The sequence below is a fragment of the Comamonas sp. B-9 genome (assembly GCF_000410635.1).
In the GTDB taxonomy this organism is placed as follows: Bacteria; Pseudomonadota; Gammaproteobacteria; order Burkholderiales; family Burkholderiaceae_C; genus Comamonas.
This window is the reverse complement of the sequence record NZ_KE148589.1, coordinates 14,626-38,497: the sequence shown is the minus strand read 5'-3', so window position 1 is coordinate 38,497 and position 23,872 is coordinate 14,626. Positions and strand designations below refer to the sequence as shown.

Genomic DNA, 23,872 nt, shown 5'->3' with positions numbered 1-23,872 from the left:
CCCCGACCTGGGGCGCCCCTGCCACACCAGCGGCATGGCAGACAAAGCAGGCCTTGTCATACAGCGCCTTGCCATTGACGGCGGCGTTGGCCGTGGGAGCGGCGGCAGGGGCTGCGGCTGCAGCGGCAGCAGGCTCGGCGCTTGCCGCAGCAGGGGCGCTGGTTGCGGCCGGTGCAGCCGCAGCAGAAGCAGCAGCGGCGGCACTGCCCGCATCGGCGCTGGCAGCGGCCGGGCGCTGGGGGTCGTCAAATTTGGCGCCTGCGGCATTGGCCATGTAGACCACGCCACGCGCGATTTCGGTGTCTTCAAAGTCACCCCCGCCTTGCGGGGCCATGGCGCCCTTGCCGGCCAGGGCCGAGTGCAGCAGCGCTTCGAGGCCGGTCTTGATGCGCGGCGCCCAGGCAGCGGCATCTTCAAACTTGGGGGCGCCGGCGGTGCCGGTGGCATGGCAGGGGGCGCACTGGGCCTGGTAGACCTCCTGGCCGGATTTGAGGGGGCGGTTGGCGTCGCGTATTTCGACCGAGCCCACTTTCTGCAGCCGGCTTTCGATGGAGCCTGCGTTATCGGCCGCGCCGGGGCCGGATTTGTTGGCAGAGGTCACATAGGTCACCAGACCGATGATGGCAAAAACCGGAATCACAAAAGCAAAGATCACCGTCCACAAAAACTGCTTGGGTGTTCTGACCGGGCCCGTGTGTGCTTCTTCTTGCTGGATGTCGCTCATGGCTTCCTCAAATTCTTTGGGGGCTTGTTGTTCATCGTGCAGAGGCCAAAATCATTATATCGACGGGTTTTTTGGCATGGCCTCCGGGCTAATACCTGCAGGCAAACCGCCACACTTGCGGCGCCGGCGCATAAAAAAATGGCTTGCCAGGGGGCTGGCAAGCCATTGTGGGGCCGCAACTGCGGGCGTTAACCTATGGTTTGCCAGCAGTGGGCGCCGCCTGTGCGACAGTGTCGGCCGGTGCCGGATCGGTCCAGCCGCCGCCCAGCGCCTTGTACAGGCCGACCTGGTTTTGCAGCTGGGTCAGGCGCACTTGCACCACCGCTTGCTGCAAGGTGAACAGCGAGCGCTGCGCATCGAGCAGGTCCAGGTAGCTGGCCACGCCGTTCTTGTAGCGCAGGTCCGATAGCTTCAGGCGTGCCGACTCGGCCTCGACCTGGGCTTGCTGCGACTGCAACTGGTCGGACAGTGTCTGGCGGCTGACGAGGGCATCCGACACTTCGCGGAACGCCGTCTGGATGGCTTTCTCATACTGCGCTGCAGCAATCTGCGTCTGCACCTGCGCCACTTCCAGGTTGGCCTGGTTGCGGCCGGCATTGAAGATCGGCAGGTACAGCGAAGGCGCGATCGTGAAGCCCTTGGACTTGGAGTCGAACAGGTCGGACAGCTCGGAGCTGGCAAAGCCGGCGCTGGCCGTCAGCGAGATCGCCGGGTAGAACAGCGCACGCGCCGCGCCAATGTTGGCATTGGCGGCGATCATGGTCTGCTCGGCCTGGCGCAGGTCGGGGCGGCGCAGCATCAGGTCCGAGGGCAGGCCCGCTGGCACATCGGCCATCACCGGCAGATCGGTCAGGCGCTTGCCCTGCAGGCTGGTCAGCAGCTCGGCCGGTGGCGTCTGGCCCAGCAGCAAGGTCAGGGCGTTGACATCCAGCGCGCGCTGGCGCAGTTGCTGGGCCAAGGTGGCCTTGGCGTTTTCCGTCAGCGACTGGGCCTGGCGGTAGTCCAGCTCCGAAGCCACACCGGCATCGAGGCGCAGCTTGGACAGCTTGATCGACTCCTCACGCGTCTCCAGCGTGCGGCGCGAAATGTCGATCAGCTCCTCGTCGGCCTGCAGGGTCAGCCAGGCATTGGCGACCGAGGCCACCAGGCTGATCTGGGCCGACTTGCGGCCTTCTTCAGTCGCCAGATACTGGGCCAGAGCCTGCTCCTTGAGGCTGCTGATGCGGCCAAAGAAGTCAATCTCCCAGCTCTGGATGCCGACACCTACGCTGAAGGCATTCGCATAGCCGCCCGTGATCTGGCTGCGCTGGCGCGAGGCCGCACCCGAGACGCCCACTTCCGGAAAGCGCTGGGCGTCCTGGATCTGGTAGAGCGCACGGGCCTGGGCGATGTTGAGCACCGCCACGCGCAAGTCACGGTTGTTGTCCAGCGCGGTCTGGATCAGCTGCTGCAGGCGCGTATCGGTGAAGAAGTTCTGCCAGGGAATATCGGCAGCGGCCTGCTGCGTCTCTTCCGTGGCCACCGGATACTGCGCCGCCACCGGGGTGGCAGGCTTATCCAGTGACGGAATCAGCGAGCAGCCCGAGGCCAGCAGGGCCGCAGCCAGAACGGTTGGTATCAGTTTCTTATTCATGGTGGGTTCCTTTCCCCACATTGGCAGACAGAACGGCGTCGTGTCCGCGGTCAGGCGAATGCGGCGCGGGCGGGCTGCCTTGCGGTCCCTTGTCCTGCTCGCCCTTGCGGCCAAACAGACGGAAGACCTCGACAAAGAACACCGGCACCAGGAACACGGCCAGGAAGGTGCCGATGATCATGCCCCAGAACACGCCGGTGCCGATCTCGTGCTGACTCACGGCGCTGGCGCCCGAGGCGATGTACAGCGGCACCACACCCAGGATGAACGCGAGCGAGGTCATCAGGATCGGGCGGAAACGCAGGTGACCGGCTTCGAGCGCTGCATCGAGCGCGCTCATGCCCTGGTCGTGCAGGTCCTTGGCGAACTCCACAATCAAGATGGCGTTCTTCGCAGACAAGCCGATCACGGTGATCAGTGCCACTTGGAAGTAGATGTCGTTGGGCATGCCACGCAGGTGCATACCGGCAACGGCGCCCAGCACGCCCAGTGGCACCACCAGCAGCACGGCCAGCGGAATGCTCCAGCTCTCATACAGCGCTGCCAGGCAGAGGAACACCGCCAGGATCGAGAACGCGTACAGGATCATTGCCGACGAGCCGGCTTTCTTTTCGTCCAGCGACTGGCCGGTCCACTCGTAGCCAAAGCCTTGGGGCAGCTCGGCCGAGAGCTTTTCCATCTCTGCCATCGCGTCACCGGTGGTGTAGCCGGGCTTGGCCTGGCCGGTGATGCTCATCGAGGGATAGCCGTTGTAGCGCGACATCTGCATCGGGCCGGTGATCCACTTGGCGGTCACCAGGGTCGAGAGCTCGACCAGCTTGCCATCCGCATTGGGCACGGTCAGCTTCAGCACGTCTTCGGGCTGCATGCGGGTGGCAGCGTCGGCCTGGATGGTCACGCGCTGCATATAGCCCTTGTTCGGGAAGTCGGTCGAGTTGCTCGAGCCCAGTGCCGTCGACAAGGTGGTGGCGATATCGCCCATGCTGACCTTTTGTGCCGATACCGCATTGCGGTTGATATCGACCTGCCACTGCGGCGCGTCGTCCACACCGTCAAAACGCATGCCGGTCAGGATGGGGCTCTTGCTCGCCTTAGCGATCAGGTCATTGCGGGCCTTGAGCAGCTCGGCGTGTCCATGGTTGCCCCGGTCCTGCAGACGGAAGGTAAAGCCATCGCTGTTGCCCAGCTCGGAGATCGACGGTGGCACCAGGGTGTAGATGAAGCCGTCACGCAGGCTCATCATCGCGCCCATGGCACGGCCGGCGAACGACGAGGCATCCGAGCCCGGCGCGGTGCGCTCGGACCAGTCCTTGAACACCGTGAAGGCCAGACCCATGTTCTGCGCTTGACCGGCAAAGCTGAAGCCCAGAATGCTCACGATGTTGGCCGTCTCGGGTTGCGCCAGGGCAAAGTCTTCGAGCTGCTTCATGGTCTCGCTGGTGCGCTCCTGGGTGGCACCCGGGGGCAGCTGCACCAGGGAGATCACATAGCCCTGGTCTTCCACCGGCAGGAACGCAGTGGGCAGTGCCTTGAAGCCAAACACCACACCGACGATCACCGCTGCATAGACCAGGAAGGCCATGAACGTGCGCTTGACGACGCCGACCAGGGTCTTTTGGTAGCCCTTGGTGGCCTTGCCGAACATGCGGTTGAACCAGTTGTAGAAGGGGCCCAGCAGGCCGGTCTTCTTGTCATGCGCATGGCCCTTGGGAATGGGCTTGAGCATGGTGGCGCACAGCGCAGGCGTCAGGGTCAGCGCGAAGAAGCCCGAGAAGAAGATTGAGATCGCCATCACCAGCGAGAACTGGCGGTAGATATTGCCGGTCGCGCCCGAGAACATGGCCAGCGGGATGAACACGGTCACCAGAATCACGGTAATACCGACCACGGCACCCTGGATCTGGCCCATGGCCTTGATCGTCGCCTCCTTGGGCGATAAGCCCTCTTCGGACATGATCCGCTCGACGTTCTCGACCACCACGATCGCATCGTCCACGACGATACCGATCACCAGCACCATGGCGAACATCGACAGAATATTGATGGTCAGCCCCACGCTGTACATCACGGCAAAGGCCCCGAGCAGCGCAATGGGCACGACGATGGTCGGGATCAGGGTGTAGCGGATGTTCTGCAGGAAGATCAGCATCACGATGAACACCAGCACAATGGCTTCGAGCAGGGTGTGCAGCACTTTTTCAATCGAGATCTTGACGAACTTCGAGGTGTCATACGGCGCGGCCCACTTCACACCGGCTGGCAGGAAGGGTTCGAGCTCGTCCATCTTGCTGTAAACCTCTTTGGCGGTGGCCATCGCGTTCGCGGTCGAGGTCAGCTGCACGGCCAGCGCCACGGCGGGCTTGCCGTCCAGGCGCGAGTTGGTGGCATAGCTCTCGGAGCCCAGCTCCACACGCGCCACGTCCTTGAGGCGCACGGTCGAGCCGTCCGAGTTGGAGCGCAGCACCACCTCGCCAAACTCTTCGGGCGTGGACAGCTGGCCCGGCACGACGATGGTGGCGTTCATCATGGTGCCCGGCAGGCTCGGCGTATCGCCCAGCGCGCCGCCGGAGATCTGCTGGTTCTGCGCGGCAATGGCGGCATTGATCTGAGCGATCGACATGCTGTAGCCCTGCAGCTTGGCAGGGTCGACCCAGACGCGCATCGCGCGGCCGGCCGCAAACAGCTGGGCCTTGCCCACGCCGTTCAGACGCTGGATTTCCGGCACCACATTGCGGTTGACGTAATCGGAGATTTCGTCACGCGAGGTCTCCCCGGTGTCCGACTGGAAAGTCAGAATCATCAGGAAGTTGCTCATCGACTTGTCGACGCGCACCCCCAGCGATTGCACGATGCTGGGCAGGCGCGGCGTGGCGCGGGCCAGCCGGTTTTGCACATCCACCTGGGCCAGGTCGGGGTTGGTGCCGGGCTCGAAGGTCACGGTCAACTCGCCGCTGCCGGTGGCAGAGGCGGACGACGACATGTACATCAGGCCTTCGGCGCCGTTGATTTCCCGCTCGATCAGCTGCAGCACCGAGTCGGTCAGGGTCTGCGCGGTTGCGCCAGGGTAGGTCGCCGTCACCGTGATGGTGGGCGGCGCCACGCTCGGGAACTGCGCCACCGGCAGTCGGGTAATGGACACGATACCTGCGAGGACCACGAAGATCGCGATCACCCAGGCAAAAATCGGTCTGTGAATAAAGAACTTTGACATTCCGCTGTGTCCTGTTTATTTGCTGGCGGCGGTGTTGCCTGCAGCTTCTGGCGAGGCGGCGGGCTTGTCCGCAGCGGGTGCCTCAGCCTGGGGCGCTGCCCCCGCTGCGGGAGCCGCTGGCGCTGCCGCCTTGTCGCTCGGGTTCTTCCATGGCACTGGCGTGACGTGTGTCGCGCCCATGCCCAGCTTGATGAAGCCATCGACCATGACCTGGTCGCCCGCCTTGAGGCCTTCGCTCACCACCCAGTTCGTACCCTTGGACTGGCTGATCTGCACGGGCCGTGGGCTGACCGAGCCGTCGGCGGCGACGATCATCACGGTGTTGCCCTTTTCATTGCGGGTCACGGCCTGCTGGGGCACCAGCACGGCGTTGTCCACTTGGGCTTCCTGGATGTGCACACGCACATACATGCCCGGCAGCAGCAGGTTCTCGGGGTTGGGCAGCTCGGCGCGCACGCTCACCTGGCCGGTGGCTGGGTCCACCGTCAGATCGGTGAACAGCAGCTTGCCGGGGTGGGCATAGGGCTTGCCGTCGTCGGTGTAGACGATGACCTTGGCGGCGTTGTCGCCTGCCTTGGCCAGCTTGCCGGACTTGAGCGCCTCCCGCATGCGCAGGATGTCGGACGAGGACTGCGTCACGTTCACATACAGCGGGTTGATCTGCTGGATCACTGCCAGCTCGGTCACACCGCTTTGGCCGACCAGCGCGCCTTCGGTCACCAGGGAGCGGCCAATGCGGCCGGAGATGGGTGCCGTCACCGAGGCATAGCCCAGGTTGATGTTGGCGTTGGTGACAGCGGCTTTGCCGGCCGCGACCTGGGCCAGTGCGGCCTTTTCGTTGGCGACGGCAACGTCGTAGTCCTGCTTGCTGATGGCGTTGGCTTCGACCAGGGGCTTGTAGCGGCGGGCGGTGGATGCGGCCTGGGCCAACGTTGCCTGGGCCTGGGCCAGAGTCGCCTGTGCGCTTTCCAAGTTGGCCCGGTAGGGCGCATTATCGATCTGGAACAGCACCTGGCCGGCCTTGACGTCCGAGCCTTCGGTGAACAGGCGCTTTTGCAAGATGCCGGCTACGCGTGCACCCACTTGGGCCACCCGCACGGGCTCCAGGCGACCGGGCAGGTCGGAGACCACGGGGATGCTCTCGAGCTTCACCGTCAGAACGCTGACCTCAGGCGGCTTGGGTGCGCCTCCTTGCGGGGCTGCGTGTTCGTCTTTCTTGTTGCCGCAGGCGGTCAAGACCAGGGCAGCCACCAGCGTCAGAGCCAGCACACCGGTTGTACGGCGTGGGCTGGTAGCGGCTGGGCGGTTCCCGGTAGATTGGTTTGCTTCATACATCTGCTGCATGAAAGTCCCTTCGGTAGATGAGAAATGGTAAAGATGGAGAACCCGGAGGTCCCTCTAGGGCTTGTCTCACATCCGGGCGCGGATGATCCTCAATTCCCATGAAATTGCTGCGCGATTATACATACATGCGCAAATGTATAATTGTCGAAATTTGATAAATAACGCACGGCCTTTGGGTTGACAAACAGGGGTCATGTGATTGCAAGAACGGAATACAAGCGATGGCCCGACGTACTAAAGCAGAGGCAGATGAGACCCGCATCAAGCTGCTGGATGCGGCAGAACAGGTGTTCTTTGAGAAGGGCGTTGCGCGCGCCTCGCTCAACGAAATCGCCCAGCGGGCAGGTGCGACCCGCGGGGCGGTGTACTGGCATTTCAAAGACAAGGTCGATGTGTTTTCATCGATGCTCGATCGCATTTGCATGCCCTTCGAGGAAATTTGTGACGACAAATACGGTGACCTCGCGCCGCTGGACCGCATTCGCCGGTCCATCTATGCGGTGTTTGACAGTATGGATGGGGATGAACGCCGCCGCAAGGTGTTTGACACGGCGCTGTTCAAGCTCGAATACGTCGGTGAGCTCGAGAGTGTGCGCGAAGGCCATGTCGAGAGTTTTGCCTGCTCGCAGCGCAAATTTGCCGCAGATCTGGAAGAGGCCGCTAGCCGGGACCAGGTGCAGATGCAGATGACGCCCCAGGAGGCGGCGCTGGGCTTGCACTCCCTGTTTGTTGGGCTGATCCATGGCTGGGTGCTCAATGAGGGCAACTTTCCGCTGCGCAGCATGGGTGAAAAGGCGGTCGAGGCCTATCTGGCCGGCCTGGGCTTTGGCCCCGGCAAGCTGGCTGCAGGCCGCTAAAGGTTTTTGATGGGCTGCCCCTGGCGCGATGCCCGGGCGACAACTGAACGGCCAGGGCATCCAAGCCATGCCATAATCTGCGGGTTGATCTGCAGCGCATGGCGTCTGCAGCTTGTGCGGCTGTAGCTCAGTGGATAGAGTATTGGCCTCCGAAGCCAAGGGTCGTGGGTTCGATCCCCGCCAGCCGCACCACTTTGCTATCCAAGGTAGTCCAAGGAAATCTCTCAAGCCCGCGTGTTTACAAGCATTGCGGGTTTTTTTGTCCAATGTACTCTTGCCTTGTCTATGGACATCTAGCGACAAAGTTGGTATTTTTGCTGGTATCTCTCATACCAACAACGACACATACCAACAATGCCGCTCACAGACACCTTCGTGAAACAGGCCAAGCACTCCGGCAAGCCTGCAGGGGATAAGCACAGCGATGGCGGGGGCTTGTATTTGCACATCATGGCCGCTGGCAAGTATTGGCGCATGGCTTACCGGTTTGGCGGTAAGCAAAAGACATTGGCGCTTGGTGTCTATCCAGCGGTCACACTCGCACAAGCTAGACGTCGGCGAGACGATGCAAGAATCAAGCTAGCGGAAAGCATTGATCCGAGCATTGCTAAGCAGGCGGAGAAAGCCGCGAGGGCTGTGGCGGGCGAAAGCACCTTTGAGGCAGTGGCGCGTGAGTACCATGGAGTAAAAAAAGGTGGGTGGAGCGAAAAGTACGCCATCAAGTGGCTACGTGGGCTAGAGAAAGACATATTCCCCTATGTGGGTAGCATGCAACTCATCGACATCACTGCCCCACTGATGTTGAATGCTCTTCGCAAGGTAGAACGTCGGGGAAATCGAGATGCTGCCCATACGCTGAGCCAGAATTCTGGACAGGTGTTTCGCTACGGCATTCAGACGGGACGTTGTGAGCGAAACCCTATGCCTGACCTACAAGGGGCTCTGGAGCCAGTTGTCGTCAAGCATATGCCTGCTGTGTTGGAGCCTTTGAAGGTGGGCGAACTCTTGCGTGCTTTTGATAGCTACAGCGGTCAGCCGATCACCAAAGCGGCACTGCAACTGTCTGCGTTACTGTTTCAGCGGCCTGCCAATATCCGCAAAATGGAGTGGAGCTGGATCAATCTTGAGGCTGGGATGCTTACCATTCCATCGGCATCGATGAAGCGCACGGTAGTGCAAAAGCTCAATGGAAGGCCTCACTTTGTTCCGTTAGCTCCGCAGGCGGTGGAGATTCTTCGAGAAATTCAGCCGCTCACTGGGTACCGGACGTTTGTGTTCCCCTCGACAAGGGGTGAAGGGCGACCTATGTCAGATATGACCATCAACGCAGCGTTGCGCCGCCTTGGATACAGTGGAGAAGAGATGACCGCCCATGGCTTTCGAGCGATGGCTCGTACGATGATGATCGAGCGCTTACCAGGCATCCATGCCGATGTGATTGAGGCCCAACTTGCGCATGGAAAATCTGGCCCTTTGGGAGCTGCTTACGATCGCGCCGAATTCATGGATCAACGTCGTCGGATGATGGGTGAATGGGCAGATTATCTTGATCACCTAAAGCAAGGTGCTGAACTAGTACCATTAAAGACAGCATAGATGTATGAATTTGCATTGTGGCCAGGATTTGCTATTTCGATGAATTGATTGAAATATCAACTTTATAATACTGTAAAAAATGAATTTCAAACCTCCAATAGAAAGCCTTGTATCGCCTCGGCCGGATGTTATCGGGAAGGCTACATTGGACCCTGTTGTCGAATACTGCGCCGAGATTGAAGAGGTAAACCATACAGATGTCAGTTCTCACGGTGATAACATAAAAAATGCGGACCCCTATGCATCGGATCCCTATGACAAATTAATTAAAATTAAACATCAAGTAAATAGTCTTTGTATTGAGTTAATGGAACTGCAAGTCTTTACAGAGAAAGAATTGAATGTCTTTTTTTCTGAAGATGACCGCATGGCTCTTATAGAGCGAATCCGTACATCTCAATTTTTGCTTGAGTCCGGAGTATTCAGGGATTTTTGTTTAACCAAGTCCTACGCAGTGCGTATATGCAGAGAGATGCTGGAGCTTATACGTTACTACAGAAAGTGTTTTTATCGAGCTTACTTTACCCTCGGTGATTCCCTGAATGGAGTTGAGGACGAAAAAACAAAAGAAGAAAAAGAAGCTGAAAAGAAAGAGGACGATAAAAAACAAAAAAAGAAAAAGAAAATTTGGTTTATTTGCGAAGAAGACTACTTTGTGTTGCTGAGATATATGTATATAAGTATTGGTAAGATGCATGCTCTAGCTCACTATTTTGAACAAAATAAAATCAAGGCGGAGACTGTTGAGCGCAAATCTAAAAAATCCGAAAGATTGTATTATAAAGCAGAAGTAAAAGAGGTGTTGTTGGAGCTTCTGGCAGAGAAATATGAACATCGCGGAGAGAGGTTTAAAACAATATCATCTGCAATAAGAGAAGTTAAAAATGATTTTCAAATTCGCTATCATTTAATGCAGGAAAGCAACGTAGATCAGCAGTATTTTGATATTGAGCATATTGATAGAAATTTTAAAAAATATCTGAAAAGTGATGATGCTTATAGAAATGCAGTATCGCAATTCATTAACTTAAAGCACTAAAAGCCACCAAATGAAAAACACTGCTGGCGTGAAAAGTAGTGCTTCTATGTCTAAATGCTGCTATATCCTACTGCATCCGAAAGTGTGGAAGCCGTGCCCAAACTCCTTGGTTTCCAACTTGCACAAATAACTGGATCGAAAGAAGGCTTCATCGAAAGACTGAGCGTCATCCTTTGTGATCAAATACGTGGGATTTTGGGGAATGTGAATCAATCCCACCAGATCATTCATCACAACACCTAAGGCACTTGCCCAGGCTTTATGAATACGGCTATACATGTTGTCGTTATCTAGATTGAACTTCCCGATATGGGCATATGCATCGTTATTCAATAGAAGGTTTATATGGTAGTGAACCCTTCCGGTACTACTTACTTCTCGACCCCATGTATATCGTACGTCCGTGTCATGCACGCGATTGCCCAACTTCCGACTTCTACTTTGAGAGCTCTGGATTTGAGAGCGCAAAGATGAAAAGAATTTATTGATTAAGTCATTGTCATTTAATCCTGCTGAAAAATAGTTGTCGGGAATGTGCAGATCGAATCGCATCGAGCATACGCGAGGATATTTGCTTAATGCTTTTTCGAAGCAATTTAGTGATCGCGCAAGATTTTCCTTAATTAATGGCCCATGATTGATTTGCACTTCATGTCCTTGATAGAAAGGTTCATGATGCAGATGGTGATTTGTGTTGAGTGGATTACGCTTCATGAGTTGTATCTTGCGGTTATTAGGACATACCCTTCGAAGCTTTCTATAAATCTCAATATTTTTTTCTCATTTTCTTATACTGGATGGGTTCAGCTGGGGAGTAGATGTGCCAATCACTAGGAGCTCACTGGCTTAGTTGATTTCACCACTCCTTTGATGCGATTGAGTTGATTGTTTACTGATCTCGTTAGTTGAGTTTGATCTTGTTTATTAATATTTTATTTATTAATAATACTTAAACATACACTGTTGCTTGGGGTGAAGTCACTAATAGTGATAGGTATTCTTGCTGGGTACATCCATAAAGTGGAATTTTCATTTTAAAATCCACTCGGTAAAACAAACATCCTAGATGATGCTGATTCCTGTCTTTATAATTTTTCTATCCTTCAGCAATAGACGTGCTTGGGAATCGCTCTATCAAATGCAAAAGGCTGCTACACCTGCTACGTAGCAGGTGTAGCAGCCACTTTGTGAACTCAGATGCGAAGTTGGATCAGGGAAATGTTGGGAGTCTTACTCTGGAGCAAACTATTCCAGACATCTTCCATTGGGGGACTCAACTTTGGGATTGAGATCTGTCCATTGAAACCCGTGGTGTTGAGAATGACACTACAGCTGCTACGTCCACCGTGTTGCCTTTCTACACGCACTAAATTTTTACTCTCCAAAATTCCCAAAGCAGTATCAAGCTCAATGCTTGAGCGACAGCCGTATGGTCCGTGGCGAAGTAGCCATGATTTTGGAAATCCGTAATATTTCCATTTTTGGTGATTTTTGCAAAGAAATTCGTATACCCTTGTAGCATTCGAGTGGGCGATTGCTATCGGATCTTTGAATCCGAATAGCTTCTTGAATTCTGCAATGTAAACCTTACAAAGATCAGCAGAAAACTGCGCAGTCTCGGCACTGATATCGCCCTTTAAACCACAGAAGCAATGCAATACGGCAGCAATGCGGGACATATTGTTGGAAATCTTTGATGCAAAATCTTTGATGTCTGAAAGAACCCCGTTTTGAGCGAGGGCTGACTCAACTTCGTTATAGAAATTCTTCCAGACTTTGGCAGCAGCAGGTGAGAAGTGAACTAGTTTTCTAGGTTGACCATCGGTCTCCAAGGATTCATGCAGCAGCTCAAGTGCTCGGTTTCGGAGCCAGTCAATGTACTCTTGGTTTTTGGTTTTCTGAGACTCTTGAGTAGGTGCAAAATTACTAAAACGCGTGCCCTGTGTCGAATCAGGCTCGGTGACGAGGAATCGGGCAAAAAAGCCAGAAGAGCGTGCACCACTTTCTTTGCGTTTGAGGGCATGTTCAAATGTTTTTTTCTGGATCATGGCGGAGATGGTCAAGCGTGCATTTCGCACGGTATAGCTTGGCTTTGAGGATCGGTCTACAAAGACATCTCCACCATCCCACACCTTATTGGCACGAAGAAGAAAGCCCAAATTTGCCCTCTCAAAAAGAATTCCTCCTTCGCTGGAGTTAAGAACTGCATTGGGAGAGGTATTAGCAAGGCTCTCCAGTAGAGCCGACATGGTGGTGTCCTCAAAAATAATGCGAAGCGCTGGAGTAGTTCGTGGTTCCTTTTCATAGTGTGCGAGCAGCTTGGTTTTGTGGTTCAAGATTGATGCTTCATTGCCCTGATCAACTGCACTGTCGAGCAGTTTTTGGTAAGCCTTGCGTTGGGACTTCCACACGTCGTATTCAACCTTATGCGCTGCAGGCTCTAAGCAAATACCATCATTTTTCTCTTGCTCAAAATCGGAAACAATGCGCATGAACTTCGCATCCGTAGACGTCTTGCGCTCACCAGATTCGGCGATCGTGAGAATGAACAAGCTTGTAGGGCTACGGCCACCGCCTGGACAGGCGACATCGAATAGGCCTTGAGTGCAGCTAGCCGCCATGGAAAGTGCTGAGCCAAAGACCATGCCTACCGGAGACTGGATTTCGGATTGAACGGCATGAATGGCTTGTTTGAATGAAGCAAGCGAGTTGGTAATTTTCTCAGGCTCGTCAATATAAACAGTAGAAGTATCTATGCTTATTTGGGAGGCATTGTTTGAGATTGTGTAGCTTTTCATGATTCTGGCCTTTTTGGAAATAAATGGATAAAAACCCCCATTGCACCCGATTCTCATAGGAGTCATCGGGTGCATTTCTATTTGGAGTGGAAAATTAAGGGTGGCTGGTTTATTTACAACTGAACGTGCGCTAGATGCTATTGCTGAGGTTGGCAGTGACCTATTTCTAGCCAAGAAATAGATCAGCAGCGATGAGGCATAGGCGCATTAGTGGACACGGGAGTTTTGAACCCAGTCCACCACTTCCGATTCAATCCAACCTACGGAGCGCAAACCTAGCCGGACACGTTTGGGAAACGTAGGATCAAAGCATGGGCTCGTTGGGTCATATTTTGCGAAAAGCGTGCTGTGTGCAAGTCCCGTCATTTCCTTGACTTTTTGCATGCGCACAACGCGGAAAGGGCGCTCATTTGGGGAAAATTGGTTCACTTTGAACTCCGTTAGTGGTTGTTGACGAAACGGAGTATCGGGATTCATCTGCAGCACAGGGGAACACGTGTATCAATAAAAAATTGATGAGGTACCGTGTATCACGTATCTTTCTGCGCTGTAGCTTGCCGTATATGAACTTTCTACTCATTTTTTAGGAGCGTTCGGTTTGCCTGTTCTCTAAGCGAGCCATTGCTGGCTAGCGTGTTTAAAGAAATAGCCCTGCTCCTCTGATCCCAAATCTCTTCAGTCATATATCCCTGATGTGATGCAGGAACGGTTTGCTGCAAAGCGAGCTGTTTCGCATTGATTTCATCTCTCTTCCATCCATCTAGCGCCCCTGGCTTTCGAGTCCGGGGCGCTTTTCTTTATGTCAGGAGTTTCTATGTCTATCCAATGTCCCCACTGCCATTCTCTGAATGTGCGTGCCAAGGGTATCGGCAAGGAGCTGGGCCAACGTGTTGGTTCTGCCGCTGGTACAGCCACGGGTATTGCAGGTGCCATGCAAGGTGCCACCACTGGCGCATCCGTCGGGTTTGTGGCTGGCCCCGTCGGTGGTGTTCTCGGTTCCTTGCTCGGCGCCATCATCGGTGGTGTGCTCGGCGGTACCGTGGGTCACGAAGTCGGCGGCCGCATCGGCGAGCAGATCGACGAGACCTATCTGGACAACTACGAATGCCAAAGCTGCGGCAATTCGTTCAAGGCTTGATGCAAGGAGATCACCATGTCCCATCTCGTCGAAACCATGGCCTACGCAGGGCAGGCCCCCTGGCACCAACTGGGCAATAACCTGCCTCGCAAGCAATCCCTCGATGTCTGGGCGCAGGCCGCAGGCATGCAGTGGCAGATCCTCGAAACACCTGTTCGCTATCTGGCGGCTGACAACTCGGAAGCGTCTTCTTCCATGTATGCCGAGCCCATGGAGTTCCCCGACCAGAAGGTGCTCTACCGCAGCGACACCAAGGCACCCCTGTCAGTGGTCAGCAACCGCTACCAGGTGGTGCAGCCCCGGGATGTGCTGGAGTTCTACCGGGATCTCACGGAGGTCGCAGGCTACGAGCTCGAGACGGCTGGCGTGCTCAAGGCGGGCCGCAAGTTCTGGGCCTTGGCCCGTACCGGTAAGTCAGCGGCCCTCAAAGGCGATGACGTTGTCAACGGTTATCTGCTCTTGGCGACCTCCTGTGACGGCACCCTGGCCACGGTCGCCATGCCCACCACCGTGCGGGTGGTCTGCAACAACACCCTGGCGATTGCCCTGCAGGGAGCAACCAATGCCGTGAAGGTCTCCCACTCCACCCGCTTCGATGCCCAGGCCGTCAAACGCCAGTTGGGCATTGCCGTGGGCCAATGGGATTCCTTCATGTACCAGATGCGCACCCTGGCAGAGCGCAAGGTCAAGAGCCACGAGGCCATGAACTTCTTCCTGAAGGTGCTGTGCGCATCGGACAAGCCGGGCTCCAGCGGAGCAGGGCAGTCCACGGGCCTCACCAACGAGCGGGCCTTGCAGAAGGCGCAGATGCTCTTTGACGGCCATGGGCGCGGTGCCACCCTGTCCGCGGCCCAGGGCACGGCCTGGGGTTTGCTCTGTTCCATCACCGAGTACGTGGACCACGAACGCCGGGCCCGCAGCCAGGACAACCGCCTAGACAGTGCCTGGTTCGGTGTGGGGGCTGCGGTCAAGCAGCGGGCACTGGAGCATGCCTTGCAACTGGTGGCCTGAATCCACGGGCTTGCGGCGCGTCCTTTGCCCTTCGGCCCTTGGCCTTCTCCCTCGGTCCCTTCAGTTCTCCTTCAAAGCTTCCCAACGCCATAGGCCCTCACCACTGCGATGAGGGCTTTGTGCTTTGGGCTTTCGAGAATTTGAGGGCAGGGGCTTGAAGAAGGGGGAGGGGGGCAGTCGCCTGCTTTGGTCTTTCCTTGCCTGTTTCTTTGTCTATTTCTTCACCCATTTCACTGGAGGCACCATGCCGACACCTGTTTCTACACATATCCCGGCCTCACAGGCCAGACGTCCTGCACTGCGCCTCGTTTCTACCCGGGACATGCCTCGCGAGACCTGGCTGGATGTACGCCGCCAAGGCATCGGTAGCTCCGATGCGGCCGCTGCCGTAGGGCTCAATCCCTACCAGTCCCAACTTGAGTTGTGGATGCACAAGACCGGCAAGGGCCATCTCCTCCCAGTTGTGGATCCCAACGAAGAGACCAGCCCCATGTACTGGGGCACTTTGCTCGAACCCATCGTCGCCGCCCACTACACCAAGCGCACCGGCAACAAGGTGCGCCGGGTCAATGCGGTCCTGGGCCACCCCCAGGTTCCCTGGATGCTCGCCAATATCGACCGGGAGGTGGTGGGAGCTTCTGATGTCCAGATCTTGGAATGCAAGACTGCAGGCATCAACGGTGCCAAGCTCTGGAGAGATGGCGTTCCGGAATACATCCAGCTGCAGGTCATGCACCAACTGGCTGTTACAGGCAAGCAGGCCGCCGATGTGGCCGTCCTGATCTGCGGGCAGGAGTTGCAAATCCACCGCATCGAGCGGGACGAGACCATGATCACCCAATTGATGGCCTTGGAGGCGCAGTTCTGGGAACGAGTTGCGACTGGACAGGCGCCAGACGCAGATGCGTCGGACAGCACGGCAGTTGCGCTGCGCAGCCTGTACTCGCAGGACAGTGGCGACACCGTCGATCTGTCCGAGGACGAGAGTGCTTGCCATGCATTTGCCAAGCTGCTTCATGTTCGCAAGCTCCTGCAGGACTGGGAGGTCCAGGAAGCATTGCTGAAACACCAGATCCAGCAGCGCATGGGGTCAGCGTCGTACGCGAACTTCCCCGGCGGCTCGGTGAGCTGGAAGCGCTCCAAGGACGGCAAGGCCTTCAACACCGCTGCATTCGAGAAAGACCATCCGGATTTGGCCAAGGCCTACACGAGCGCCAAAGCCGGATCGCGGCGATTCCTACTGCAGGAGTTGGGCTGAACTTGCAGTCAGCTCAACACCCCGTAATCACTGGCCACCAATATCCGATCGCCAATCAGCGGTCAGCAATTCAACCCATCCGCCCTTTGCTTCTTCTCTGGAGCAAGGGGCTTTTGCATTTCTGGAGAAACACCATGATCAAAGGACTGATGATGACGCCCCCTGTGGTGGGGCGCATCTCCATCGGCAAGGTCATCGAGCGCAATGGCAAGCGATTGCCGCAGAAAGATGACGAATTCACCATCACCACCCAGGTCCAAAGCCGCATAGGCTGGGTACTGCATCCCATGGATGCCATCTTGCGCACGGAGATCACCGACCGGGCATTGATGACAACAGGCGTGGAGGTAACGGAGTTGCAGACACTGCCGCCAGAGTTCGAAGGTACAATGCAGCAATCGAAGCAGACCTTGCAGGACAAGCTTGCTAGGCGGGCGCGAGCAACACACTCATCTCAGGCCACGCAGGGAGATGGCGAGCAAGGTACCAACCCGGCGCAGAAAACGATAGCGGAGGCTGTCAATCCAGCCGGGAACGATGCTCCAGTCCATGCCCACGTTGCCAAACCCAAGCTGCGCAGTATCCCCATCCGCGTGCTGTTCAACGACCCGGCGCTGAACCTGCGGGCCAACTACACCTTGTTCGACCGGGCCACGGCGCGGCCCCTCTGTGTGGGAGATGGACGGACCTGCAAGCGGATGACAGCCAAGGGCATTGAGGCAGGCCCTTGCGAGGGCCCGGACCTGTGTCCCTTGGCCATTGAAGGCGGCTGCAAACCGTTTGGCCGATTCCACATGCGCATTGACCATCCGGACAACCAGGCAGACGCCATGAGCACATTTGTGCTGCGCACCACCGGCATCAACTCCCTGCGCACCTTGATGACCCGCATGCAGTACCTGCAAGCGGCCAGTGGTGGATTGCTGGCATATCTCCCGCTGGAATTGCGCCTGCGCGCCAAGTCCACAGCCATGTCGCACCGCACGCCCATCTACTACGTGGACCTGGGCATCCGCAATGGAATGCCGCTTGACGCAGCCATCAGCCAGGCAGCGCAGGCTGCGGAATATGCGCAGAAGGTCGGTCACGACCAGGAAGCGCTGGAGCAAGCAGCCAGAGAAGGCTATGCGCTGGGCCTGTTTGAGGAACTGGAGCAGGAGGCGACGGAGATCGTTCAGGAGTTCTATCCGCAGGCAGCAGAGCCCACGGGGCAGGGGATGCATATGCAGGAGATGCGTCAACCCGAAAGAGGGGGGGGCAGGCAACATGGCTGACTCTGCAGACAAGGGACTCATCCACCGCTACATGCATGGCATCCGGTTTGATGGTCCGTGGGAGTACAGGGTAATGAGCCCGGCGGGGCGCAGGCGCTGGAGCTACATGTTTCCAGATACGGATCGCGGCAGCGTATCGAATCCGGGAGGCCTGGAATGGTGCTTGAGGCGCTGTGCGGCAGTGATGACGCAACGACCTCTTCGCAGCATTGCTGTCTCTCCGTCATTGAGCACACCCAAAGATGACCGTCGTGGGTGGAAAGAGCTGTTTCCGGTATGTGAGATCCGGAGCGCCACGGCCACCGGAACCGAGTCGATGAATTGTCTGGGAGTAATTCTGGAGCATGGTGGTTGTGCATTGCTCAAGCTGGTATTGCATCGCAGGCAATGTGGCACGTTGGAGGACACCGTCTGCTGGGTCTGGGTGGTGGGTGTGGAGATGATGGAGTTGCCTGCAACGGTAGAGGGTAGCTTATCCCGACCCAGGCATACCATCAGGGCCGCACTGGTTGCCAGTCACGCGTGGAGCGCGCCGTGGGTTAGCGGGTTTGGCGCTCGTGTCTTATGGGGCGCACTTGGGCAATGCATTCTCTGCTCTGTGGACGGAGCGCGATTGCAAGGCCGGTGTGTGGAGGTTGTGACCATCGTGCCCAAGCATTCGCAACATGCGACGTGAGAAGAGAAAAGGATGAACCCGGCTAGCGCCGGGTCCATCCTTTCTGATTCTTTTTTTCTTTTGCGGCTATGGCAATGCCGGTGCTACCGGTGCGTCTCCGGCGGCTTGATCAATGTCCAGGCCTTCACGTCCAGCGCTTGCGCAATGCGCTCGATATTGGCCAGCGACACATTCCAGCGCGATCGCTCCACGGCTGATACGTACGTCCTGTCCAATTCGCATTCCAGTGCCAGTCGCTCCTGCGACCAGCCTTTCTCGACCCGTTTGAGACGCACCCAGTACGCAAAAACATCGCGCAGGTTGTCGGGATCGGGAAGATGAGTGGGAGGAGTGGGTTTGGCAGACACCCTCCTAGCATCGGTTTCTGATACATTTACATCTACGGAGTTTGCTTCACATATTAATGCGGAAAGAAACCCAATCCGGCATCAGCGGGGCATCTCCGAGTACTGAATACCAAGAAAAGGAGTGCGCGCATGCGCTTGGAGCGTCTGTTGCCTTGGGTGTTGATGCCCAATATCGCCATGGCAGGTGGTGGCGGGGGAGGCATCTTCCTGGGCCTCATCATCTTTCTGCCCATCCTGGTATGGGGCTTCATCAAGCTTTGGAAGTTCTGGTTCCAGATGATCTTTGGAGGCCTGGGGCGCACACAGTCGCAGCAAGGCGGTCCACACGCCATCGCCCAGCCCATGGCACAAGCCACCAAAGACTGCCCTTATTGCGCAGAACCCATTCTGGTCAAAGCCAGGAAGTGCAAGCACTGCGGCTCTGATTTGAGTTGATCATGGGTAGGGGCATCGATCTGACGGGACGATCAGCAACAGCCTTTGGCTTTCTATCTGTGAGTCGCTGTATCGCAGTTTCATTGCCAGTCTCATCACTGGGGCACTCCCACTGAGCCACCCTTGACAGAGTACTGCCGGATGCATTCCTTGCTCCAGCCCTGGCCTTGGTGCGTTCTGATTTGATGAGTTTGCTTCGCTTCTGGCGCTGTAGCGGCCAGACCACTGCCGGTTATGTCCTTCTACGGTGCCACCAGTAACGACAAGAGGAAGAGTCACAAATGCAAGAGAAATACGACGTTGTCCTGAGCGGAAGACACCCTGCAGCAGATGCCCACCAGGTGGCGCAAAAGCTGGCGTCTCTGTTCAAGTGCACGCCCGAGCAGGCCGGACGCCTGCTGTCGCAACCGTCCTGTGTGGTCAAGAAGGGTGTGACGGCAGAGGTTGCTGACAAGTACAAGCGGGCCATTGAGAGCACGGGCGCCCAATGCATCATCCAGTTAGCTCCTCAGGAGGCACCGTTGGACTTTGATGTGGTGCCTGTTCTCTCGGCTGCTGCTCCTACTCCGACATCTTCATCGCCGTCCGTTTCTGCTGGTGGGGTTGGAGTGCAAATTGCTTCTGGAATTGCTGCTGACGCCATACAAGCACCCGTAGCGGTATCCACTCCTGCATCTGCTCCTGCTGAACCTCCAGCCGTGACCTCTGCGCCGGCAGTGCAACCACGATCTGCTCCAGCTTCTTCATTGTCGCGCCAGGAGGCTATCCACATCTTTGTTGGCAAGAACCATGGCTACTTCGAGCGCAAGTGGAAGGAGGCGGCGCAGCGCAAGCACCAGTTGTCCTGGAACTGGGCTGCCTTTCTGGTCGGCTTTGGCTGGATGGGGTATCGCAAGATGTATCTCTATTCCTGGATCTTCATCAGCGTAGTGGTTGTTGAACTGATTGCAGAACTTGCCATTGGCGTTCCCAGCTCTATTACGAGCAGCATCAACCTCGGTATAGCGATCGGCTTTGGCCTGAAGGGCAATGCCTGGTACCAGCAGCATGTGAATCAGCGGGTGGACCAGATCCTGGCATCCCACGCGCCAGAGCAGGCCCGCATCGAACTGGCTCGGCAGGGTGGTGCCAACATCGGCGCAGCCGTCGGCTTTGTGGCCGCGCTGCTTGTCTTGTTCGGAATGATCGGTGTCATTGCGGAAGGCTGACCCCCTTGATCCAGCAAACCACCTCGGTAGACCGGATCGACCTCTGTGGTGGCCATGCTTACCGGATTCCCATCTTCCGTAGTGCGTTGGATTCGCCGGGCTCCTTTGACCACCAATATCCATCTCTGACGTCTCTATGAAACTGACAACATGCGGCGCGCTACTCCTGGCGATAGCTCTGGTGGGGTGCACGGATCGTGCACGAGATCGCGTCTCTTCTTTGGTCGAACGCGCCCAATCGGTCTTTGGCTCCCAGGACACCAAAGAGCCAGCACCAGCGACGCCGGATTTGCTCACCCAACTGATCTCCTGGGAGGCCATCGGCATGAATTTGGCCTATGTACAGCAAAGGGCGGGACCCGCCATTCGTTCCGAAGACCACCGGCATCACTACATGGTCCAAGGCTGCCAACTGGTGCTGGGGAGTGATGGACAGGACAAAGCCATACGCTCGGTCCAGGTGGCACTCTCGCCGGGGTGTGATGTGGATATTGGCGGATTGCTGGGCATGTTAAAGCGGCAGCCACTCAATGCAATGACCTTTGGGGCGTTTGATGAAGCCATGGGCTCAGGGCAGTACCTGGCGGACTGTTTTCGGGACTGCGGCAATGCTTATGTTCCCAATGTCTACCTGGTAGAGCAAGGGAGCAGGGCATTGCAGTTCAGGCAGGTGATGATCACTGCAGAATTGGCAACGGATCCGGCCATGGAGGCAGCAGGGCGGTGGGCTGACGCCATGGTGGCCAAGAAATCCGAAGACTGGGTGGTGAGAGATCTGGGATTCAATTGCCAGCCTCAGAAATACCGGAATGTGGCCGCGCAGGCGCTGCACGCTGTCAAACCCGAGTTCTTCAGCTTTGGGGACGAGTTGGAGTTCCCCAAGTGTCCAACGGCAGAAGTGGCAGCGAATAGTGAACCGAAGGCAGGAGCATCGACTCTCCTCGCAGGCATGGTCATGGTCCCGCAGCAAGAAGGACAGTGCGACATGGAGTACGACAAGCGGCTACGTGCTGCAGGTCTGAAAGCGAATGAGGTCTCCATCCATGGACCCGAGGGTCAGGACTTCAAGGGCTATGGGTGCGCCTACCGCATCACGCCCGCGCCTGGCAATGCGATGCCGCTCGGCTCGACAGTGACCTATCGCAGTGCGTGGGAGACTGGATGAGCCTCATCCGTGCCAGCTATTTCCCTTGGAAGTCTCTCTAAGGCTTCGCTTCATGGTCCGCGGCAGTGGCCCCATTCACCTTTCACATACCTATGAAAAATCTCACCCTCGTTGTGGCTTGCTCCGCTATCGCTCTTTCTGCTTGCAGCAAGGGCCCCGTTGACATCGTCAAGTCCAGCTATATCGACGGTGCTCGCACCACGACAGTTGCCAACGGTCTGGGCAAGCGGCCCCTTTGTAAAAGTATCGATTGGGATAGTTTCAAGGATGGGAAGAGCCGCGTGGTGGTGCAGTACAAATGCACCATCATCGATGGTGAAGACTTTCAGAAAGAAATGAGAGAGGACTATCTGCAGCGCATCACGAAGGCTGCAGAACAATCTGTCGTCAGCGCTATGAGAGATCGCGAAAGCGCGGCGAAGCGAATTGAAGAAGATTTTCCGTATGAAAGAAATCTGATCGAACGCGCGCAGCGAGCAATTGAGCGGATCCAAGCGCTACCTGAGCAGCGATCTTTGCAACGGGACCAGATCATGGGCCTTCGGTTCGAAATCGAAGAATATGAAAGGGGTTTAGAGGTAAGTCGGCGCGAAGCAAAACGAAAACTACAAAGCGCTGAAGACGACATCCTAACCGCTCAAAAGCGGAATGACACAGAGCTTCTGAGAAAGGAAGCAATGGCACGGCATCCTGTGTACCAAGGCACATCAGAAATCTTCCAGTGGATAGTTAATGCCGAAGGGCAGCCGGTGATCACATATGGTGAGATACAAGCTAAAGATGTCAAGGGACAGGAGCAAACGCTGATGAAGTACAACCAGCCGCATCGCATGCTTGGCCTTGCTTCGCAAGCACAGGAGAGCAAAATTTTGGACTACATGCAAGGGATCGGTATGGCGTCTTTTCTGGGGGTGCTCGGGCGGTGACTCTGACATCCGTCAGACGAATCAAAATTGCTGAGAAATATTTATTTTGAAAACTCACCCCGTAGGGGTGGTGTGAAGAGGAGGCGTCTAGAAACCATTTCGACCACATTTCAATCTCGATGCCAGCTTAAGGCTGATTGCAGTGAGTCAACTCTGAAGTACCCGTGACTGCTGATACGCAGAGCAGTCATTGATCCGAGGCTTCTGCAGAAATCTTCCCGTGGACAAAACAGTCCAATGTCTGCCTAGAATGGGTTTTTCGATTCACAGCGGCGATCTAAGCCAAGATAGCATTAGGTGATGAACCAGCACTACTACGACACATTGTTCTCAGCAGCCCGCGAAAAAGGCTTGACGATCTCAGCAGCAGCGGACGAAGCAGCGATGGCATTTCTTGACGGAAAGCCGATGGGTCAGGGCAAGAAAAGGTGGAGTGGTAGAGATCGACACACAGCCCTCTGGAGCTCCGAGTTCCTGAAGGCTTTACCCGCTGATGTTTGGAGCCAAGAGCCCCTTCGCTTAGCTTTAACGCAATACTTAGCGCAAGATCGAGTTGCCTGTCCCGAGCTTGTGGCGCGGGTTGCCGCCATCGCTCCCGATGTGCTGATGTGGGCTACCCGCCATTCTGACCTCGTGATGCGACAGGACTCTCCGCGTTGGTTGGAGATCAGCAAGCTGGATGGAGGGTGTGCAGAATTTTGTGTAAACGGACAATCCACCGCCGGCGTAAGCTGGCCTGTCCGTAAGCACCATGGGCACCAAGAAACACGAAGTACCCGACGAACTGTTGTCCGACTTGCTGGCCAACTTCAAGAAGCCTGAAGACCTTATCGGCGACAAGGCCTGCTCAACCAGTTAACCAAATTGCTTGTCGAGCGCGCCCTGGATGCCGAGTTGACTGAGCACCTGAGCCTCGAGAGCAACGAAGCCGCGGCCAACCCCGGGGGCAACACCCGCAACGGCAAGAGCAAGAAGACACTCAAGGGCGATTTTGACGAGTTGCCCATCGAAGTGCCTCGTGACCGCAACGGCAGCTTCAAGCCCCAGCTCATCGCCAAACATCAGACCCGCTGGGCCAGGTACGACTACAAAATCATCTCCCTTTATGCTCGAGACATGACGGTGCGCGAGATATAGGTCCACCTGCAGGAGATGTACGGCGCAGAGGTCTCGTTGAGCTTGATTTCCTCGGTAGCGGAGGCCATGGCCCATGAGATTAGGGCTTGCGCGAC

The 23,872-nt window shown here is 56.5% G+C and carries 19 protein-coding genes, 1 tRNA gene and 1 pseudogene; 13 read left to right on the top strand and 8 right to left on the bottom strand.

Annotation, left to right across the window (positions count from 1 at the left end; all coding sequences use genetic code 11):
• The 4 genes from H928_RS27895 to H928_RS0114420 all read right to left on the bottom strand — a co-directional run.
• Positions 1-724 (bottom strand): c-type cytochrome (locus H928_RS27895; protein ID WP_239644973.1); only part of this gene is annotated, 724 nt, incomplete at its 3' end.
• 193 nt (positions 725-917) lie between these two features.
• Positions 918-2,357 (bottom strand): efflux transporter outer membrane subunit, encoded by a 1,440-nt coding sequence (locus H928_RS0114430; RefSeq protein WP_021027149.1) that lies wholly within the window; start codon positions 2,355-2,357, stop codon positions 918-920.
• Positions 2,350-5,568 (bottom strand): efflux RND transporter permease subunit, encoded by a 3,219-nt coding sequence (locus H928_RS27890; RefSeq protein ID WP_021027148.1) that lies wholly within the window; start codon positions 5,566-5,568, stop codon positions 2,350-2,352. Before H928_RS27890 ends, H928_RS0114430 begins: the two co-directional genes overlap by 8 nt.
• A 15-nt stretch (positions 5,569-5,583) precedes the next feature.
• Complete coding sequence (locus tag H928_RS0114420) at positions 5,584-6,912, bottom strand: efflux RND transporter periplasmic adaptor subunit (protein WP_021027147.1); 1,329 nt, start codon at positions 6,910-6,912, stop codon at positions 5,584-5,586.
• 221 nt (positions 6,913-7,133) lie between these two features.
• On the opposite strand from H928_RS0114420, the gene H928_RS0114415 reads away from it, so the two are divergent.
• The 4 genes from H928_RS0114415 to H928_RS31625 all read left to right on the top strand — a co-directional run bounded on the left by H928_RS0114415 (position 7,134) and on the right by H928_RS31625 (position 10,404).
• Positions 7,134-7,769, top strand: coding sequence for a TetR family transcriptional regulator (locus H928_RS0114415; protein WP_021027146.1), 636 nt, complete (start codon positions 7,134-7,136; stop codon positions 7,767-7,769).
• A 116-nt stretch (positions 7,770-7,885) separates the two neighbouring features.
• Positions 7,886-7,961, top strand: a tRNA-Arg gene (locus tag H928_RS0114410).
• A gap of 162 nt (positions 7,962-8,123) precedes the next feature.
• Positions 8,124-9,365 (top strand): integrase arm-type DNA-binding domain-containing protein, encoded by a 1,242-nt coding sequence (locus H928_RS0114405; protein WP_021027145.1) that lies wholly within the window; start codon positions 8,124-8,126, stop codon positions 9,363-9,365.
• 79 nt (positions 9,366-9,444) lie between these two features.
• Entirely contained in the window at positions 9,445-10,404 is a 960-nt protein-coding gene (locus H928_RS31625; protein ID WP_148293167.1) for a hypothetical protein, read from the top strand.
• A gap of 60 nt (positions 10,405-10,464) precedes the next feature.
• On the opposite strand, the gene H928_RS34070 is transcribed toward H928_RS31625, so the two are convergent.
• From H928_RS34070 to H928_RS34065, 3 genes are all read right to left on the bottom strand, one after another.
• On the bottom strand, positions 10,465-11,118 hold the full coding sequence (locus H928_RS34070; protein ID WP_043340216.1) for an inovirus Gp2 family protein: 654 nt from the start codon (positions 11,116-11,118) through the stop codon (positions 10,465-10,467).
• A gap of 479 nt (positions 11,119-11,597) precedes the next feature.
• A complete protein-coding gene (locus H928_RS30865; RefSeq protein ID WP_158400539.1) occupies positions 11,598-13,202 on the bottom strand; it encodes a YfjI family protein in 1,605 nt (534 codons plus the stop codon).
• A gap of 207 nt (positions 13,203-13,409) precedes the next feature.
• A complete protein-coding gene (locus H928_RS34065; protein WP_373604922.1) occupies positions 13,410-13,586 on the bottom strand; it encodes a helix-turn-helix transcriptional regulator in 177 nt (58 codons plus the stop codon).
• 430 nt (positions 13,587-14,016) lie between these two features.
• Between H928_RS34065 and H928_RS0114375 the strand changes: the two genes are divergently transcribed.
• The 4 genes from H928_RS0114375 to H928_RS33425 all read left to right on the top strand — a co-directional run bounded on the left by H928_RS0114375 (position 14,017) and on the right by H928_RS33425 (position 17,883).
• Entirely contained in the window at positions 14,017-14,340 is a 324-nt protein-coding gene (locus H928_RS0114375; RefSeq protein WP_021027140.1) for a membrane protein, read from the top strand.
• A gap of 15 nt (positions 14,341-14,355) precedes the next feature.
• The gene (locus H928_RS0114370; protein WP_021027139.1) at positions 14,356-15,351 is read left to right on the top strand and encodes a DUF932 domain-containing protein; all 996 of its coding nucleotides are present in this window, start codon (positions 14,356-14,358) and stop codon (positions 15,349-15,351) included.
• A gap of 244 nt (positions 15,352-15,595) precedes the next feature.
• Positions 15,596-16,609 carry a YqaJ viral recombinase family protein gene (locus H928_RS0114365; protein ID WP_027010961.1) on the top strand — a complete coding sequence of 338 codons (1,014 nt, stop codon included), beginning with the start codon at positions 15,596-15,598 and terminating at the stop codon, positions 16,607-16,609.
• 134 nt (positions 16,610-16,743) lie between these two features.
• Positions 16,744-17,883, top strand: coding sequence for a hypothetical protein (locus tag H928_RS33425; protein ID WP_021027137.1), 1,140 nt, complete (start codon positions 16,744-16,746; stop codon positions 17,881-17,883).
• A gap of 759 nt (positions 17,884-18,642) precedes the next feature.
• On the opposite strand, the gene H928_RS0114355 is transcribed toward H928_RS33425, so the two are convergent.
• The gene (locus H928_RS0114355; RefSeq protein ID WP_021027136.1) at positions 18,643-18,906 is read right to left on the bottom strand and encodes a helix-turn-helix domain-containing protein; all 264 of its coding nucleotides are present in this window, start codon (positions 18,904-18,906) and stop codon (positions 18,643-18,645) included.
• 129 nt (positions 18,907-19,035) lie between these two features.
• Here H928_RS0114355 and H928_RS32750 point away from each other — a divergent pair, with 129 nt between their 5' ends.
• The 5 genes and pseudogenes from H928_RS32750 to H928_RS27860 form a co-directional block, all read left to right on the top strand.
• Positions 19,036-19,341, top strand: a complete 306-nt coding sequence (locus tag H928_RS32750) for a hypothetical protein (protein WP_052330003.1) — start codon at positions 19,036-19,038, stop codon at positions 19,339-19,341.
• Positions 19,342-19,622: 281 nt separating this feature from the next.
• Positions 19,623-20,549 (top strand): DUF2628 domain-containing protein, encoded by a 927-nt coding sequence (locus tag H928_RS30855; RefSeq protein WP_084635808.1) that lies wholly within the window; start codon positions 19,623-19,625, stop codon positions 20,547-20,549.
• 136 nt (positions 20,550-20,685) lie between these two features.
• A complete protein-coding gene (locus H928_RS30155; RefSeq protein WP_021027133.1) occupies positions 20,686-21,714 on the top strand; it encodes a hypothetical protein in 1,029 nt (342 codons plus the stop codon).
• A gap of 92 nt (positions 21,715-21,806) precedes the next feature.
• The gene (locus H928_RS0114330; RefSeq protein WP_021027132.1) at positions 21,807-22,640 is read left to right on the top strand and encodes a hypothetical protein; all 834 of its coding nucleotides are present in this window, start codon (positions 21,807-21,809) and stop codon (positions 22,638-22,640) included.
• A gap of 751 nt (positions 22,641-23,391) precedes the next feature.
• Positions 23,392-23,864 (top strand): annotated as a pseudogene (locus H928_RS27860) (transposase); the annotation flags it as partial.
• Between the last annotated feature and the right edge of the window lie 8 nt (positions 23,865-23,872).

Excerpts from the sequence above, each read along its gene's own strand:
- H928_RS0114430 (WP_021027149.1), bottom strand. The coding sequence starts at position 2,357 with ATGAATAAGAAACTGATACCAACCGTTCTGGCTGCGGCCCTGCTGGCC.
- H928_RS27890 (WP_021027148.1), bottom strand. The coding sequence starts at position 5,568 with ATGTCAAAGTTCTTTATTCACAGACCGATTTTTGCCTGGGTGATCGCG.
- H928_RS0114420 (WP_021027147.1), bottom strand. The coding sequence starts at position 6,912 with ATGCAGCAGATGTATGAAGCAAACCAATCTACCGGGAACCGCCCAGCC.
- H928_RS0114415 (WP_021027146.1), top strand. The coding sequence starts at position 7,134 with ATGGCCCGACGTACTAAAGCAGAGGCAGATGAGACCCGCATCAAGCTG.
- H928_RS0114405 (WP_021027145.1), top strand. The coding sequence starts at position 8,124 with ATGCCGCTCACAGACACCTTCGTGAAACAGGCCAAGCACTCCGGCAAG.
- H928_RS31625 (WP_148293167.1), top strand. The coding sequence starts at position 9,445 with ATGAATTTCAAACCTCCAATAGAAAGCCTTGTATCGCCTCGGCCGGAT.
- H928_RS34070 (WP_043340216.1), bottom strand. The coding sequence starts at position 11,118 with ATGAAGCGTAATCCACTCAACACAAATCACCATCTGCATCATGAACCT.
- H928_RS30865 (WP_158400539.1), bottom strand. The coding sequence starts at position 13,202 with ATGAAAAGCTACACAATCTCAAACAATGCCTCCCAAATAAGCATAGAT.
- H928_RS34065 (WP_373604922.1), bottom strand. The coding sequence starts at position 13,586 with ATGCAAAAAGTCAAGGAAATGACGGGACTTGCACACAGCACGCTTTTC.
- H928_RS0114375 (WP_021027140.1), top strand. The coding sequence starts at position 14,017 with ATGTCTATCCAATGTCCCCACTGCCATTCTCTGAATGTGCGTGCCAAG.
- H928_RS0114370 (WP_021027139.1), top strand. The coding sequence starts at position 14,356 with ATGTCCCATCTCGTCGAAACCATGGCCTACGCAGGGCAGGCCCCCTGG.
- H928_RS0114365 (WP_027010961.1), top strand. The coding sequence starts at position 15,596 with ATGCCGACACCTGTTTCTACACATATCCCGGCCTCACAGGCCAGACGT.
- H928_RS33425 (WP_021027137.1), top strand. The coding sequence starts at position 16,744 with ATGATCAAAGGACTGATGATGACGCCCCCTGTGGTGGGGCGCATCTCC.
- H928_RS32750 (WP_052330003.1), top strand. The coding sequence starts at position 19,036 with ATGCGCTTGGAGCGTCTGTTGCCTTGGGTGTTGATGCCCAATATCGCC.
- H928_RS30855 (WP_084635808.1), top strand. The coding sequence starts at position 19,623 with ATGCAAGAGAAATACGACGTTGTCCTGAGCGGAAGACACCCTGCAGCA.
- H928_RS30155 (WP_021027133.1), top strand. The coding sequence starts at position 20,686 with ATGAAACTGACAACATGCGGCGCGCTACTCCTGGCGATAGCTCTGGTG.
- H928_RS0114330 (WP_021027132.1), top strand. The coding sequence starts at position 21,807 with ATGAAAAATCTCACCCTCGTTGTGGCTTGCTCCGCTATCGCTCTTTCT.